Below are 15,823 nucleotides of genomic sequence, written 5' to 3'. Positions count from 1 at the left end.
CAACTGTGCTTTCCCTGTGACGGCCGGACACCCGCGCCGGCTGGCTTTATCGTGACCGGACGTCGCGGTGATTCGCGGCGCCCCCCGGTCAGGTCGCCATGCAGAACCCCGCTCCCCGTCTTCACGTCCGCATCGAACGCTTTCCGATCCGCGGCAGCTTCACCATCGCCCGCGGCTCCAAGACGGAGGCCGTCGTGGTGGTGGCCGAACTTCATGCCGACGGCATCGTCGGGCGCGGCGAGTGCGTGCCCTATCCCCGCTACGGCGAGAGCGTGGAAGGTGTCGCCGCCGCAATCGAGGCCATGGCGCCCGCGGTGACGCAGGGGCTGACGCGGGCCGCGCTTCAGCAACGCATGCCGGCCGGCGCGGCGCGCAACGCGCTCGACTGCGCGTTCTGGGACCTTGAGGCGAAGCAGACGCGCCTGCGCGTCCATGCGCTCGCCGGCCTGCCGGCGCCCTCCCCGGTGGTGACCGCCTACACGCTCAGCCTCGACACGCCGCAGGCGATGGCGCAGGCCGCGCGCGAGGCGGCCCGCCCGGTGCTCAAGCTCAAGCTGGGCGGGGCGGAAGACATCGAACGCCTCACGGCCATTCGCGCCGCGGTGCCGGAGGCCGCCCTGATCGTCGATGCCAATGAGGGCTGGAGTGCCGGCAACCTGATGCACAATATGGAGGCCTGCGCCCGCGCCGGCGTCGGGCTGGTGGAGCAGCCGCTGCCCGCAATGGACGATGCGCTGCTGGAACGTGTCGAGCACCTGATCCCGATCTGCGCCGACGAGAGCGCGCATGACCGTACCGGCCTGCCCCGCCTCGCCGGGCGCTATGACGCGATCAACATCAAGCTCGACAAGACCGGAGGCCTCACCGAGGCGCTGGCCCTGGCGGAGGCTGCGCGCGGCGCGGGGCTCGACCTCATGGTCGGCTGCATGGTCGCGACCTCGCTGTCCATGGCGCCGGCGCTGCTGCTGGCCGGGCAGGCCCGCTTCGTCGACCTCGACGGCCCGCTGCTGCTGGCGCACGACCGCGCGCCCGGCCTCGTCTATGAGGGCAGCCTGGTCTATCCGCCCGAGGCCGCGCTCTGGGGCTGAGGCCGCAGCCAGGCGACGAAGGCCAGCGCGGCGCCGCACAGTGCCATCAGCGCCGAGGTGTAGAAGGCGCCCGCGCCGAACGCGGTCCAGAGCGGGCCGGAGAGCAGGATCGTCCCGGTCATCACGATCGCCGTCGCCCAGGAGGCGAGCGCCTGCGTGCCCGCCTGCCGCCCGGCCGGCGCGTGGCGCGCCACCAGTTCGACCGTGCCGAGATAGGTGCAGCCGAAGGTCAGCCCGTGCAGCATCTGCAGGCCGGCCAGCAGCGGCAATGGCGGTTCAAGCGCCATCGCGCCGAAGCGCAGCACCCCGGCGAGGCCGCCAAGCATCAGGAGCCGCTCCGGCCCGAGGCGGGCGGTAATCCGGGTGCCGACGCGGAACAGCAGCACTTCCGCGAGCACGCCGACCGCCCACAGCAGGCCGATCACGGCATCGGAATAGCCGAGAGCGCGCCAGTGCACCGAGGCGAAGGCGTACAGCACGCCGTGCGAGCCTTGCACCAGCGCCGCCGCCGCGATGCCGACCGCGAGGATGGCGGTGAGGCTCGGCGTCGTGACGCCACCCCTGGCCGGTCGCGCGCCGCGCGGCGCCAGCGGCGCTTCCTCCAGCAGCGCGGAAGCCCCCGCCGTGATCAGCGCGCCGGCGACGATGAACCAGATCACCGCATCGCCCGGCAGAAGCCCCAGCAGCAGCCCGCCGGCCATGTTGCCGCCGATGAAGGAAAGCGAGCCCCACAGCCGCACCCGGCCATAATCGAGCTGCCCGAGCTTGCGCCGCGACACGGCATAGGCGTCGATCACCGGCAGGCTCGGCTGCCAGAAGCAGGTGGCGAGCGCCAGCGCGATCAGCATCGAGGTCGTGCCCGGCGCCAGCGCCACGCCGGCAAAGCACAGCGCGGTCGCCAGCGCGTAGAGCATCAGTGTCGCGCGCGGCCGGCCGCTTCGGTCTGCGATCAGCCCGCCCAGCGGCATGGTGAACAGCCGCGCCGCCATCGGCACGGCGAGCGCGAAGGCGATCCATGAGGCATCGAAGCCGCGCGCCTGCAGCCATACCGGGAAGAACGGCATGTAGACGCCGATGCCGAAGAACAATCCGACATAGACGGCGGCAATGGCGTGGCGCGGGGCGAGGACGGGCACGGGGCGAAGCTCGGGAGAGAAAGCTGCGCCTCGATATCAGGAAGCCTCGCGCGTTGCGAGGACGGCTATGGCGCGCCTCTCAGCGCCACCACGCGTGGAAATGATGCACCGGCCCGTGGCCGCGCCCGATCTCCAGCCGGTCCGCCGCGCCGATGGCCGCGGAAAGATACGTCTTGGCGGCCTCCACCGCCGCCCGCAGCGGCAATCCCTTGGCGAGCCCCGCCGCAATGGCCGAGGACAGGGTGCAGCCGGTGCCGTGGGTGTTGCGCGTGGCCAGGCGCGGGGCGGAAAGCTCCAGCACGCCCTCCGCGTCGAGAAGCACGTCGACACTCTCCGGCCCCTCGCCGTGCCCGCCCTTGATCAGCACCGCCTTGGGGCCCATAGCGAGCAGGCGTTCCGCCTGCCGGCGCATTCCCGCGGGCGTGGTGGCGGCGGCCTCGTCGAGCAGCGCCGCGGCTTCCGGCAGGTTCGGCGTGATCAGCAGCGCACGCGGCAGCAGCAGCGCGCGCAGCGATTCCACCGCATCCGGCACCAGCAGCCGGTCGCCGGAGGCCGCGATCATCACCGGGTCCAGCACCACGGTGGCCAGCCTGTGCCGGTCGAGCCCCTCCGCCACCGCCTCGATCACCTCCGGGCGCGACAGCATGCCGATCTTCACCGCATCGACCGCGAGGTCGGAGAACACCGCGTCGATCTGCGCACCGACGAAGGCGGGCGGCACGTCGTGGATGCCGGTGACGCCGAGCGTGTTCTGCGCGGTGAGCGCGGTGATGACGCTCGCGCCATAGACGCCGAGCGCCGAAAAGGTCTTGAGGTCGGCCTGAATGCCGGCGCCGCCGCCGGAATCCGAACCCGCAATCGTCACCGCGATAGATGTCTTGGCGTTCATCAGGCGCTCTCCGTTGACCGGGAGGCCGGCGCGTCCTCCGCGCGGCAAGGCCGTGCGGCGCGCGATCCGTTTCCTCCGCCGGCATGACCCGGATCAGGTTCGTGGGTTGGCTGCGCGTCTGCGGCCTCTGCCGCCGACGCCGGCCTCTCAGCCCTTGCGGGCACCCCAACGCGATCGTTGACCGACGCATAGAGCATTTCCCGATCAGATGGAATCATCTGATCGAAGAGGAAGTGCTCCATCTCTATGGATTCAGAGCACTTCCGGATCGTTCGAATATTCCATCGAACGATCCGGAAGTGCTCTGGGCGAAGCCGCCGGCGCTTGCAAGGCACAGGCGGGAACGGGGGCGGCAAGGGGTTGCGCGCGCGCCCGGCTTCTGTTCCTTTGGCGCACCTGAACCGGCCCGGAATTCCGAAATGGTCCCCTTCTTCGTGCAGATCAAATGCCAGCTCGGCCGCTCCTACGACGTGGCCAACGCGCTCGCCGATGCCGAGATCGCCTCGGAAATCTATTCCACCGCCGGTGAGTTCGACCTCTTGGTGAAGTTCTACGTCACCGAAGGCACCGATATCGGCCACTTCGTGAACCAGAAAGTGCATTCCGTGCCCGGCATTCAGGACACGCGCACGCTCATCACCTTCAAGGCATTCTGAGCCCGCTCAGACCGACGGGCCGGAAGGCGTGGTGGAATCGGCCATTGCCCGCGCCAGCGCTTCGGCATGCCGCCGGTCCTGCCACAGCACGTACAGGCCGGCCCCGATCACGATCAGACCGCCCAGCAGAACCAGCAGCGGCGGCACCTCGGCGAACAGGACGAAGCCGAGCAGCAGCGACCACAGCATCGCCGAATAGGCGAAGGGCGCGACCACCGAGGCCGGCGCGTAGCGGTAGCTCTCGGTGAGCAGGATCTGCGCGATGCCGCCGAGCACGCCGATCGCCACCAGCAGCACCGCCTCAAGCAGGCTGGGCAGATGCCAGCCCCACGCCGCGGTCGCCAGCCCCGCCACCGCCGCCAGCGCCTGAAAATAGAACACGATGGCCGCCGTGGTTTCGGTCGCGGTCAGTCGGCGCACCTGCACCATCGCGCCGGCGGTGAAGACGGCACCGAGCAGCGCGCAGCTCGCGCCGATCACGCTGTCCGCCGTGTCGAAGCCGGCGCCCATATGCGGCCACAGCATGATCACCACGCCACCCAGCCCGACCATCACCGCCGCCCAGCGGTATAGCCGCACGCTCTCGTGCAGCAGGAGAGCGGCGAGCGCCACCGTGATCAGCGGCGCGGTGAAGCCGATGGCGGTGGCGTCGGCAAGCGGGATATGCGCCAGCGCCGTGAAGCTCAGCCCCATCGCCGTGACACCGATGGTGCCGCGCACAATATGCCCGGCCGGATGGGCGGTGCGCACCGCCGCGCTGATCTCGTTGCGCCAGGCCAGCAGCGCCAGCAGCGGGAACAGCGCGAAGAAGGAGCGCGCGAAGACCACCTCGCCGGTCGGGACCGTTCCCGACACGATGCGCACCAGCGCCGCCATGATGGTGAAGAGGAAGGTCGCGCCGATCTGCAGCGCGATGCCTTTTGCCGCGTTCATGGCCGCCTTGGAGCACGACGTGTGAGTCTCGGCAAGAGACGTGAAGCGGAACGTGAAGGCTTACGGAAACGGATCGCCACCCGCGAGCCATATGCCGCCGAAAACGACGCCCGCCGCGGCCACAAGGCACGCCAGCGCGAGCAGGATCGAGCCCGGCGTCGCCGGCGCCTTGTCGGCGAACATCATGGGCCGCTTGCGACCGCTCAGCATGGCGAGGATCACGTTGTCGCTGCCGAACAGGGAATAGGCGACATTCGCGGTGACATGCAGGCCGATCAACCAGAGCAGGAGCTCGAAGATCTGGCCATGAAGGACCGAGGCCCGCGACACCACGTCCGCGCTGGCGGACAGGGCCAAGGGGCCGTCCACCATGATGTCGTCGGTGGTGAACAGACCGGTGAGCGCCTGCGCCCCCACTACGGCCAGCAGCGCGACGACCATCCAGCCGCCGACCGGATTGTGACCGAGATAATGCGGCGGGCGTCCACGCAGCAGCCCGCCGACATAGCGCGCCGCGGCCCCCGGCCCGCGCAGGAAGCCGGCAAAGCGCGCCGTGCTGCCACCGACCAGCCCCCAGAACAGGCGGAACACCAGCACGACGAGAATCGCGAGGCCGTTGCGCATGTGCCAGACCAGCGACTCGTCCCCGTAATACCGGGTCGCGAAGGCGAGCCCGAGCAGGACGGCCAGCGTCCATTTCGCGAGGCGGGTCGGCAGGTCCCAGGCGAGCACACTCGCCTGGGTCACGGGGGTGAAGGACATGTCGGGAAACCCGTCAGCTCTTGAAGCGGATCAGCTCTTGGCGCGGAACGTGTCGTGGCAGCCGCCGCAGGAGCGGACGACGGCGGGGAAGTTGGCCTTGAAGCTCGCCTCGTCGGTGATCGCCGCGCGCGCCGCCTTGGCCTCCGCCGCGAAGGTTGCGAACCGTTCCTTGAACTCGGCGTTCTTCTCCCAGACCGCCGGCAGCGAGTCGCTGCCCGCCTGCGAGCCCTCAGGGAACAGGGCCGGCAGGGTCGCCGCGTTCTTCACATAGATGTCGAGCGCCGCCTGCACGGGCGCGAGTTCGAACGGGGCCTTGCCCTGAAGCATGGCACCCACCGGACGGGTCGCCTGTCCCCACTCCTTCATCTGAGCCTCGCGCTGCTTGACGACGTCGGACTGCGCCACCACGGCCGTGGCATAGCTGGCGAGCGAAACGGCAGCGACGGCTGCCAGCACGCGAAATTTCATGAAAGAGGCTCCCTGGACAAGCTGACCCGGCGTCAGCGCGAGAGCAGCTTAGTAAGGCTCTAAACGATAACAAGCCAACGAAAGACGCCATCGCGCGCTCGTGATGCACTGCACACTGAAAAGCTGGCCAGATCTTCACACGAACGCGAGGGTCGTGTTTTCCCCGATTACCCATTGGTTAAAATGACGTAGCGTCATCATTATCGCTTGAAATAAGCTGGAACCGTCCGTCCGTTGCAAGAAAGTAGGATCATGTCCATCCGCACCATTCTGCTTCATGCCGCCCCCGATAGCGGCTTCAAGGATCGCCTCGCTTTCGCTGTCGGCCTCGCCCGCCAGAACGGCGCGACCGTGAAGGCGGTCTACACCCTTTATCCGGCCGGCGTTCCGCGCGTCGGCCGTGCGCTCGCGATCTACATCAAGGAGATCATGCGTGAGGCGAAGGAAAAGGAAGCCGGCTTAAAATCGATGTTCGAGGCCGCCATCGCCGCCGCGGGCGTTTCCGGGGAGTGGATGGTGGTGGAGGGCGAAGTGACGCCGGAGCTCCGCGAAGCCGCCACCTTCGTCGACCTGACCGTGGTCAGCGAGACCCCCGACGGCACGGTCGACGACGACCTCGCGGCAACGATGCCCGAGCATCTTGCGCTGGCCGGCAGCGCGCCCGTCGTGGTCGTGCCCACCGGAAAGCCGGTCCCGGCGCGCATCGGCAAGGTGCTGGTGGCGTGGAAGCCCTCGCGCGAGGCCGCCCACGCCGTGCGCTTCTCCCTGCCGATCCTCGCGGGTGCCGATGCGGTCGAGGTACTGACCGTCGGCGAGGGTGGCAGCGTGCCGGATATCTCGGGCGTCAGGCTGGCCGAGTTCCTCGGCACGCACGGCGTCACCGCCACCCACCGACATGTGGAAAGCAATTCGGCCGGCGCTGCCATTGCCGAAGAAGCCGCCGCGTTCGGTGCCGACCTCATCGTGATGGGCGCCTACAGCCGCTCGCGCCTCGCCGAGTTTATTCTCGGCGGCGTCACCGCCTCGCTGCTCGGCCGGCCGCCGGTCGCGCTGCTCTGCGCCCACTGAGGCATCACGGGGGCAGCCGCAACCGGGTGCCCCCGCTCCTCCCGCCGGCCCTCAGCCGGCGAAGGCCACCACGTTCTGGCGCTGCTCGCCCAGCCCTTCGACGCCGAGCGTGACCACATCGCCCGGCTTGAGATAGACCGGCGGCTTCATCCCCAGCCCGACCCCGGGCGGGGTTCCGGTGATGATCACATCGCCGACGTCCAGCACCATGAATTGGCTGATATAGGCCACCAGGAAATTCACGTTGAAGATCATGGTGCGGGTCGAGCCGCGCTGGCGCTTCTCGCCGTTCACGTCGCACCACATGGCAAGGTTCTGCACGTCCGGGATCTCGTCCGGCGTGACCAGCCACGGACCGAGCGGACCGAAGGTCTCGCAGCTCTTGCCCTTGATCCACTGCCCGCCCTGCTCGATCTGGAAGGCGCGCTCCGAGACGTCGTTGGCGAGACAAAAGCCGGCGATGTGGGCCGGCGCGTCGGCCTCCTCAATGTAACGCGCGGTCTTGCCGATCACGATGCCGAGTTCGACCTCCCAGTCGAGCTTGGTCGAGCCCCGGGGCTGGATGATGTCGTCATTCGGGCCGACGATGCAGTTCGGCGCCTTGGAAAACAGCACCGGCTCGGCGGGAATCGCCATGCCTGCTTCCTCGGCATGGTCGGCATAATTCAACCCGACCGCGATGAAATGTCCGGGCCGCGCCACGCAGGGGCCCAGCCGCACGCCAGCGGGCGCGGCCGGCAGCGCGGCCGGCGACAGCGCCGCGAGCGCCGCCATGCCGGCCGGCGAGAGCGTGTCTGCACCGATATCCGGCACGATGGCGCTGAGGTCCCGCACGATGCCGTCCGCATCAATCAGGCCGGGCTTCTCCTCGCCGGGAGCGCCGAAACGCACGAGCTTCATATCTTGTCCTCGGGTGCTGGAACGATGTTGGGGGGAGATTCGACGCGGAGTATTCGCCGCGACCTCCCGGACGGCAAGGGAGCCGCGCCAGATTGCCACCACGCAGCGCACGGGCGTTTCGGGTTGCAAGCGCGGCGACCCGGCTGTAGCTGTAGACGCAACAACGTCAGCAATGCTGACCAAAGCACTTCGGGAGATCGCCGTGACCGTCCAGATCCTCTCGCTGTTCCTGTTCGCGATCGCCGGCGCCGTCACGCCGGGACCCAACAACATGATCTCGGCCGGCTCCGGCGCCGCCTTCGGCTTCCGCCGCACCCTGCCGCAGATCTGGGGCGTCGCGGTCGGTTTCACGGTGATGGTGATGGCGGTGGGGCTAGGCCTGGGCGCCATCTTCACCGCCCTGCCCTTCCTGCATTCCGCACTGAAGATCGCCGGCGCCGGCTATCTGCTGTTCCTCGCCTGGAAGATCGCCAATGCCGGCGGGACGGCAGGCGGCACTGCGCTTGAAAAGCCGTTCACGCTTTTGCAGTCCGCCCTGTTCCAATGGGTCAACCCCAAGGCGTGGACCATCGCGCTCAGCATCGTCCCGGCCTTCACCACCATCGGTGGCGATCTGGTAACCGAGGTGGTGGTGATCGCGGTGGTGTGCGGCATCGTCACGTTGCCGGCGCTGGCGCTCTGGGCAGGTTTCGGCGTGATGCTCGCCCGCGCCTTCTCCGAGCCCCGTCAGCAGCGCATCGTCAATCGCTCCATGGCCGCGCTGGTGGCCGCCAGCGTGGTCATGCTGTTCGTCTGAAACGGGTGCCGTGGGGCACATGTCATAAAAGCGTGATCCGAGTCGGGATTATGGGGGCATGAACCCATCTTCGGACCCACTCGGACGCGTGCCTTTCGAGGACACGTCTTTCGCGACCATGGCGGGGAGTTCCTCCGAAATGAGTGACGCGCCGGATGCACGCCGCTATCGCAGCCTGTTCCTGTCCGACGTCCATCTCGGCACCAAAGGGTGCCAGGCCGACCTGCTGCTGGATTTCCTGCGCTACCATGACGCCGACACGCTCTATCTGGTCGGCGACATCGTGGATGGGTGGCGGCTGCGCTCGGGCTGGTACTGGCCGCAGGCCCATAATGACGTGGTGCAGAAGCTGCTGCGCAAGGGCCGCAAGGGCGCCCGGATCGTCTATCTGCCGGGGAACCACGATGAATTCCTCCGCGATTATTACGGCAGCCATTTCGGCGGCATCGAGGTGGTGGAAACCGCGATCCACGAAGCCGCCGACGGCAAGCGTTACCTCGTCATCCATGGCGACGTGTTCGACGTGGTGGTGCGGCACGCGCGCTGGCTCGCCTTCCTCGGGGATGGCGCCTACACCGCCGCGCTCGGGCTCAACACCTACCTCAACTGGATCCGCCGCAAACTCGGCTTTCCCTATTGGTCTCTGAGCCAGTGGGCGAAGCTGAAGGTCAAGAATGCGGTCAATTTCATCGGCCGGTTCGAGGAAGCGGTCGCCACCGAGGCCCGCCGCCACAAGGTGGACGGCGTGATCTGCGGCCACATCCACCACGCCGCCCAGCACGACCAGTTCGGCGTGCGCTACCTCAATTGCGGCGACTGGGTGGAAAGTTGCACCGCCATCGTCGAGCATGAGGACGGCCGCTTCGAGATCGTCGACTGGGCGCGCGTCGCCCGCGCCCGCACCAGCGCGCCCCTGCTGCTGGAAAGCCCGAAAGCCGCCGCCTGATGCGTATCCTCATCGCGACCGACGCCTGGACACCGCAGGTCAACGGCGTCGTCCGCTCGCTCCAGCACACCGCCCGCGAGGCGCGCGAACTCGGTGCGCAGATCGACTTCCTGACACCGGGCGACTTCCGCACCATACCGATGCCGACCTATCCTGAAGTGCGGCTGGCGCTCGCCACCCGCTCCATGATCGCGCGGCGCATGGATGAGATCGGCGCCGACCTCGTGCATATCGCCACCGAAGGCCCGATCGGCTTGCGCGCCCGCAGCATCTGCCTGTCGCGCGGGGCCACCTTCACGACGAGCTACCACACGCGCTTCCCGGAATATCTCGCCGCCCGCGCCCCGGTGCCCGAGCGCCTGTCCTATGCGTGGCTGCGCCGCTTCCACAATGCCGGCGCCGGCATCATGGTCTCGACCCCCACGCTGCGGGCCGAACTGGCCGGGCGCGGCTTCCGCAATATCCTGCCATGGTCACGCGGGGTCGATGCCACGCTGTTCCGCCCGCGCACACGGGAGGAGATCGCCGATCCCGCGCTGGATTTTCCCGGGCCGGTGTTCCTCTATGTCGGCCGCGTGTCGGTGGAAAAGAACATCAGCGCCTTTCTGGAGCTGGACCTGCCGGGCACCAAGGTCGTGGTCGGCGACGGCCCGGCCCGCGCGGAGCTGGAGGCCAGGCATCCCGCCGCGCGCTTCCTCGGCATGAAGGAGGGCGAGGACTTGGCGCGCGTCTATTCCAGCGCCGACGTCTTCGTGTTTCCCAGCCTCACCGACACCTTCGGCATCGTGCTGCTGGAGGCGCTGGCCAGCGGCGTGCCGGTCGCGGCCTTTCCCGTCACCGGCCCGCGCGACGTGATCGGCGCCGCCCCGGCCGACCGGCCGGTCGGGGTGCTCGATACCGATCTGCGCGCGGCGGCGCTGGCGGCGCTGGAGATCGACCGCGCCGACGCCCGCCAGTTCGCGCTGGGATATAGCTGGCGCGCCTGCACGCAGCAGTTCCTCGACAATATCGAGACCGCCCGCCAGGCCGGCCTGCCGCCGCTCGCCGCCGCGTGCTGATGCGGCGGCGCCGGGCGCTCAGGCCCGGCCGGCCGCGAGGCAGCGGTTGAACACCGCCGCATCGACATTGCCGCCCGAGAGCACCACAGCGGCCACCTTGCCACGCAGATCGACCCGGCCCGCCAGCACGGCGGCCAGCGCGACCGCCCCGCCGGGCTCAACCACCAGCTTCAGCTCCTCGAAGGCGAAGGCCACGGCGCGCTCCACTTCCTCGTCGGTCGCGGAAACCCCTTCGCCGACGATGCGCGAGGTAATCTCGAAAGTCAGCTCACCCGGCGTCGCCGCCATCAGCGCATCGCAGATCGAACCCGATACGCGGTTGTTGCGCTCGCGCCCGCCGGAGCGGAACGAGCGCGCATGATCGTCGAAGCCGGCCGGCTCGGCGGTCATCACCCGCGCCTCGGGAAACCGCGCCTTGATGGCGAGGGCGATGCCGGAAATCAGCCCGCCGCCCGAGGTGTTGGCGATCACCACATCCGGCGCGATGTCGAGAGTCTCCAGATCCTGGGCAATCTCGTAGCCGACCGTGCCCTGCCCGGCGATGATGTGGAAATCGTCATAGGGCGGCACATAGATCGCGCCGCGCTCGCGGGCGATGCTGCCGGCGATGGCGTCGCGGTCCTCGCTCTCGCGGTCGTATTCGACCACCTCGCCGCCAAAGGCGATGGTGCGCGCCTTCTTCATCGCGGGCGCATCCTTCGGCATGACGATGACCGAGCGCATGCCCATCAGCGTCGCCGCCGCCGCCACGCCCTGCGCGTGATTGCCCGAGGAGCAGGCGACCACGCCGCCGGCGCGCTCGGATTCGGCAATGCGCGAGATGCGGTTATAGGCGCCGCGGAACTTGAAAGAGCCGGTGCGCTGCAGCGGCTCCGGCTTCAGGAACACCCGACCGCCGGTGATCGCGTCGAGCCGCGCGGACGACACCAGCGGCGTGTGCACCGCAACGCCTGCAAGGCGCTCGGCGGCCGAGGCGATGTCGTCGACGGTCGGAAGGACCGGCACGGAGCCGGCCGGGAGGGAGGTCGCCATGGTGGTCACCATTGTTGGGGGCGCGTGCGCCGTTGCCGGCATATCGGATGCCCATCTTGGCACATTCGTGGCCGCGCGTGCATAGCCCGGCTCGACCGACAGCGATGCGTCCCCTGCCTTGCGCCGCGAACCGGCTCGCCGCGTCCCTTGCCTCCGTGGGGCGGCTCGACCTACAACTCGTCATTCCCGTAATCTGAGCAGGAGCCGGCATGTCAGGCCGCACACGCTTTCTCGACCGTGGCGGCATGGAAGCCGGTGCGCAGGCCATTACCGGCCAGCTTGGCCGCACCATTCAGCGACTGCGCAAGACCTATAATCTCTCGCTCTCCGAACTCTCCGAGCAATCCGGCGTCGCCAAGTCGATCATCAGCCAGATCGAGCGCAACGAGACCAACCCGACGCTCGCCACCGTCTGGCGGCTGTCGCAGGCGCTGGATGTGTCGATCGAACGCTTTCTCGCGGCGACCGACGACGAGCCCTTCGTCGAGCACCTGACCCGCGCCGACACGCCCATCCTGGTGTCGGAAGACGGCAAGTGCCGGCTCACTATTACCGGCTGGATCAAGACGGTGGAATGGCTGCAATGGTTCGACTTCGTCGCCGAGCCGGGCGGCGAGCTGGTCTCCGACGGGCACCAGCGCGGCTCGATCGAGTGCCTTTCGGTACTGTCGGGTGAGCTGGAGGTCGAATGCGCGGACGTGGTGGAGACCGCCCGCGCCGGCGAGACGCTGCGCTATCGTTGCGACCGCCGCCACGTCATCCGCAACAAGGGCGGCGCGACCGCCCACGCCACCATGGTGTGCCTGCTGAAGGCCGCCGTGCTGGACTGAACGGGGCGCTTCGCCCACATAAGCGAAAGGCGCCGCATCGGGGGATGCGGCGCCTTTTTCGTGTCCGGGAAAGCGTGCCGTCAGTGCGGGGCGGTTTCAACCGCCCGCGCGCGGCGCCGCTCGCCAAAGCTCGCGAGCCAGCGGCACACCACATAGAAGGTGGGCGTGAACAGCAGGCCGAAGAACGTCACGCCGATCATGCCGGAGAACACCGCCGTGCCCAGCGACTGGCGCAGCTCGGCGCCCGCACCGGTGGCGATCACCAGCGGCACCACGCCGAGGATGAAGGCCAGCGAGGTCATGATGATCGGGCGCAGGCGAAGCTGCGCGGCCTGGGTCGCGGCGGTGAAACGATCCTCGCCGCGATCTTCGAGCTGCTTGGCGAATTCCACGATAAGGATCGCGTTCTTCGCCGCGAGGCCGATCAGTACGATAAAGCCGACCTGACTGAGGATGTTGCTGTCCTGTCCGCGGTACAGGATACCGGCAATAGCGGCGATCAGGCACATCGGCACGATCAGCACCACCGCGAGCGGCAGCGTCAGGCTCTCATACTGCGCCGCCAGCACCAGGAACACGAACACCACGCCCAGCCCGAAGGCGAAGACGGCGGTATTTCCGGCCCGGATCTGCTGGTAGGCCAGCGCCGTCCATTCATAGGCGAAGCCATCCGGCAGGGTTTCGGCCGCGATCTGCTGCATCAGCTGGATCGCCTGCCCCTGCGAGACGCCCGGCATCGTATCGCCGTCGAGCTCGGCGGCGGGATACAAATTGTAGCGCGGCACGCGATAGGGGCCGGAAATGTCCCGCACCGTGGTGAAGGAGCCGAGCGGCACGGTCTCGCCGCTCGCATTCTTCACCCGCAATTGCAGCAGGTCCTCGGGCGTCAACCGGAACGGTGCATCCGCCTGCGCCTGCACGCGGTAGGTACGGCCGAACAGGTTGAAGTCGTTCACATAGGACGAGCCGATATAGGTCTGCAGCGTGGCGAACACGTCAGCCATGTTCACGCCGAGCAGTTGCGCCTTGGTGCGGTCGATGTCGAGGAAGAGCTGCGGCGTCGAGGTCTCGAACAGCGAGTAGACCTGCTTGAGCCCCGGCGTCTGGTTGGCGCGTCCCATCATGGCATAGACCGCGCCCTGCAGCGCCTCATAGCCGCGCCCACCGCGATCCTCGATCATCATGCGATAACCGCCGGCATTGCCGATGCCGTTCACCGGCGGCGGCATGACCACGATCATGAACGCTTCCTCGATCGATGCCAGCTTGCCGAAGAGCTGCCCCTGAATCGCGGCGGCCGACTGGCCGGGATGCTTGGCGCGCTCTTCCGCCGGACCGAGGATGACGAACATCGCGCCGGCATTGGGCGCGTTGGTGAAGGTCGCGCCGGAGAAGCCGACGATGTTCACCACATGGGCCACACCGGGCGTCTTGAGCGTGATCTCCGCCGCGCGCTGCATCACCTCATTGGTGCGCTGGAGCGCGGCACCGCCGGGAAGCTGCGCCGCGACGATGAGATAGCCGCGGTCCTGCGCCGGGATGAAGCCCTGCGGCGTCATGGTGAACAGCTTGAAGCCGCCGGCGAGGATCGCGACATAGACCAGCAGCACCACGACGGCGATGCGCACCAGTTTGCCGGTGAGCCAGCCATAGCCGCGCGACAGGCCGTCGAAGCCCTTGTTGAAGATGCGGAAGAAGGCGACGAACGGGCGCGCATACCACGCCGGCCGATGGTCCTTCGCGTGCGGCTTCAAAAGCAGCGCGCACATGGCCGGCGACAGGGTGAGCGAGACCAGGAGCGAGATCAGCGTCGAGCCCGCGATGGTGAGCGCGAACTGGCGGTAGAACTCGCCGGAGATGCCGGTGATGAAGGCCGACGGGATGAACACGGAGGCCAGCACCAGCGAAATCGCCACCAGCGCGCCGCCCACCTCGTCCATGGTCTTGTACGCCGCGTCGCGCGGGCTCAGGCCGGTCGAGATATTGTGCTCGACGCTTTCCACCACCACGATCGCGTCGTCGACCACGATGCCGATGGCCAGCACCAGGCCGAACAGCGACAGATTGTTCAGCGAGAAGCCGAACAGGCTCATGATGAAGAAGGTGCCGATCAGCGAGACCGGAATCGCCAGGATCGGGATGATCGCCGCGCGCCAGGACTGCAGGAACAATACCACCACCACCACCACGAGGATGATCGCCTCGAAGATGGTGTGCTCCACCGCCGTGACGGATTCGGCGATGAACTGGGTCGGGTTATACGCGGTCGAATAGACCACGCCGGGCGGGAAGCTCTTGGCGATCCGCACCATCTCCGCTTCGATCGCCTGCCCGGTCGCCAGCGCGTTCGAGCCCGGAAGCTGGAAGATGCCGAGCGCGACCGAAGGCTTGCTGTCGAAATAGGAGATCGAGGAATTGTCCTGCGCCTCGATATTGATGCGCGCGACATCGCGCAGCCGCACCACGGCGTCGCCGGTCTGGCGCACCACGATGTTGCCGAACTCCTCCGGCGTCGACAGGCGACCCAGCGTGCGCACCGCGACCTGGAAGGCGAGCTGCTTCTCCACCGGCGGCGCGTTGAGCACGCCGGAAGCGACCTGGAGGTTCTGCGCCTGGAGCGCAGCGGTAACGTCGGTCGCGGTGAGGCTCAGCGCCTCCAGCTTCTGCGGGTCCAGCCAGACCTGCATGGCGTAATCGCGCGAGCCGAACACGGTGATCGAGCCGACGCCCGGCACGCGCTGGAGCTGATCCTTGATCTGCAGGTTCGCGTAGTTCGAGATGAACAGGGAATCGCGGGTATCATCCGGCGAGAACAGGCTCACCACCATCAGGATATCGGGCGAGGACTTCGCCACCGTCACGCCGATCTGCTGCACGTCCTGCGGCAGGCGGGGGGTCGCGGTCGCGACACGGTTCTGAACCTGAACCTGCGCGATATCGAGGTCTGTGCCGATATCGAAGGTGACGGCGATGGAGAAACGCCCATCCGCCGACGAGTTGGAGGAGATGTAGAGCATCCCCTCGACACCGTTGATCTGCTGCTCGATGGGCGCGACCACGGTGTCGGCCACCGTCTCGGCGCTGGCGCCGGGATACTGGCCGGTGACGTTGACCACCGGCGGCGCGATATCGGGATATTGCGCGACCGGCAGCGCGACGAAGGCGACGCCGCCCAGGATCATCACCACGATGGACAGCACGGCGGCGAAGATCGGGCGATCGATGAAGAAATGCGAGAAGCGCATGGAATCGGCCTCCCGG

General features: G+C 68.0%; 15 protein-coding genes. 7 read left to right on the top strand and 8 right to left on the bottom strand.

Going from position 1 to position 15,823, the window contains the following annotated elements:
- The first annotated feature begins 98 nt into the window (after positions 1–98).
- Positions 99–1,088, top strand: a complete 990-nt coding sequence (gene dgcA / locus MKI84_RS00150) for an N-acetyl-D-Glu racemase DgcA (protein ID WP_241615955.1) — start codon at positions 99–101, stop codon at positions 1,086–1,088.
- Here the strand turns inward: dgcA and MKI84_RS00145 are convergent.
- On the bottom strand, positions 1,058–2,224 hold the full coding sequence (locus MKI84_RS00145; protein WP_241615954.1) for an MFS transporter: 1,167 nt from the start codon (positions 2,222–2,224) through the stop codon (positions 1,058–1,060). The genes dgcA and MKI84_RS00145 overlap by 31 nt on opposite strands.
- A 79-nt stretch (positions 2,225–2,303) precedes the next feature.
- Positions 2,304–3,113, bottom strand: a complete 810-nt coding sequence (gene thiD / locus MKI84_RS00140) for a bifunctional hydroxymethylpyrimidine kinase/phosphomethylpyrimidine kinase (protein WP_241615953.1) — start codon at positions 3,111–3,113, stop codon at positions 2,304–2,306.
- A 419-nt stretch (positions 3,114–3,532) separates the two neighbouring features.
- Between thiD and MKI84_RS00135 the strand changes: the two genes are divergently transcribed.
- Positions 3,533–3,769, top strand: a complete 237-nt coding sequence (locus MKI84_RS00135) for an Lrp/AsnC ligand binding domain-containing protein (RefSeq protein ID WP_241615952.1) — start codon at positions 3,533–3,535, stop codon at positions 3,767–3,769.
- A 6-nt stretch (positions 3,770–3,775) separates the two neighbouring features.
- Here the strand turns inward: MKI84_RS00135 and MKI84_RS00130 are convergent, their stop codons facing one another.
- The 3 genes from MKI84_RS00130 to MKI84_RS00120 are packed head-to-tail and all read right to left on the bottom strand — an operon-like array spanning position 3,776 to position 5,932.
- Positions 3,776–4,702 carry a DMT family transporter gene (locus MKI84_RS00130; protein ID WP_241615951.1) on the bottom strand — a complete coding sequence of 309 codons (927 nt, stop codon included), beginning with the start codon at positions 4,700–4,702 and terminating at the stop codon, positions 3,776–3,778.
- Between the two features lie 60 nt (positions 4,703–4,762).
- A complete protein-coding gene (locus MKI84_RS00125; protein WP_241615950.1) occupies positions 4,763–5,464 on the bottom strand; it encodes a cytochrome b/b6 domain-containing protein in 702 nt (233 codons plus the stop codon).
- A 30-nt stretch (positions 5,465–5,494) separates the two neighbouring features.
- Positions 5,495–5,932: a c-type cytochrome gene (locus MKI84_RS00120; RefSeq protein WP_241615949.1), complete on the bottom strand. Its 438-nt coding sequence runs from the start codon at positions 5,930–5,932 to the stop codon at positions 5,495–5,497.
- A gap of 252 nt (positions 5,933–6,184) precedes the next feature.
- Here MKI84_RS00120 and MKI84_RS00115 point away from each other — a divergent pair, with 252 nt between their 5' ends.
- Entirely contained in the window at positions 6,185–7,000 is an 816-nt protein-coding gene (locus MKI84_RS00115; RefSeq protein ID WP_241615948.1) for a universal stress protein, read from the top strand.
- Between the two features lie 51 nt (positions 7,001–7,051).
- Here the strand turns inward: MKI84_RS00115 and MKI84_RS00110 are convergent, their stop codons facing one another.
- Complete coding sequence (locus MKI84_RS00110) at positions 7,052–7,900, bottom strand: fumarylacetoacetate hydrolase family protein (protein ID WP_241615947.1); 849 nt, start codon at positions 7,898–7,900, stop codon at positions 7,052–7,054.
- Between the two features lie 202 nt (positions 7,901–8,102).
- On the opposite strand from MKI84_RS00110, the gene MKI84_RS00105 reads away from it, so the two are divergent.
- From MKI84_RS00105 to MKI84_RS00095, 3 genes are all read left to right on the top strand, one after another.
- Positions 8,103–8,696, top strand: coding sequence for a LysE family translocator (locus MKI84_RS00105; RefSeq protein ID WP_241615946.1), 594 nt, complete (start codon positions 8,103–8,105; stop codon positions 8,694–8,696).
- 139 nt (positions 8,697–8,835) lie between these two features.
- Positions 8,836–9,642: a UDP-2,3-diacylglucosamine diphosphatase gene (locus tag MKI84_RS00100; RefSeq protein ID WP_241615945.1), complete on the top strand. Its 807-nt coding sequence runs from the start codon at positions 8,836–8,838 to the stop codon at positions 9,640–9,642.
- Positions 9,642–10,700 carry a glycosyltransferase family 4 protein gene (locus tag MKI84_RS00095; RefSeq protein ID WP_281063177.1) on the top strand — a complete coding sequence of 353 codons (1,059 nt, stop codon included), beginning with the start codon at positions 9,642–9,644 and terminating at the stop codon, positions 10,698–10,700. The genes MKI84_RS00100 and MKI84_RS00095 overlap by 1 nt, the downstream gene beginning before the upstream one ends.
- 18 nt (positions 10,701–10,718) lie before the next feature.
- On the opposite strand, the gene MKI84_RS00090 is transcribed toward MKI84_RS00095, so the two are convergent.
- Positions 10,719–11,732, bottom strand: a complete 1,014-nt coding sequence (locus MKI84_RS00090; RefSeq protein ID WP_241615944.1) for a threonine ammonia-lyase — start codon at positions 11,730–11,732, stop codon at positions 10,719–10,721.
- Between the two features lie 209 nt (positions 11,733–11,941).
- Here MKI84_RS00090 and MKI84_RS00085 point away from each other — a divergent pair, with 209 nt between their 5' ends.
- Positions 11,942–12,562 carry a helix-turn-helix domain-containing protein gene (locus MKI84_RS00085; protein WP_241615943.1) on the top strand — a complete coding sequence of 207 codons (621 nt, stop codon included), beginning with the start codon at positions 11,942–11,944 and terminating at the stop codon, positions 12,560–12,562.
- Between the two features lie 80 nt (positions 12,563–12,642).
- On the opposite strand, the gene MKI84_RS00080 is transcribed toward MKI84_RS00085, so the two are convergent.
- Positions 12,643–15,807 carry an efflux RND transporter permease subunit gene (locus MKI84_RS00080; RefSeq protein WP_241615942.1) on the bottom strand — a complete coding sequence of 1,055 codons (3,165 nt, stop codon included), beginning with the start codon at positions 15,805–15,807 and terminating at the stop codon, positions 12,643–12,645.
- Positions 15,808–15,823: the final 16 nt, after the last annotated feature.

The sequence above is a fragment of the Ancylobacter gelatini genome, from assembly GCF_022601675.1.
GTDB lineage: Bacteria > Pseudomonadota > Alphaproteobacteria > Rhizobiales > Xanthobacteraceae > Ancylobacter > Ancylobacter gelatini.
This window is presented reverse-complemented; position numbering and strand designations above follow the sequence as displayed.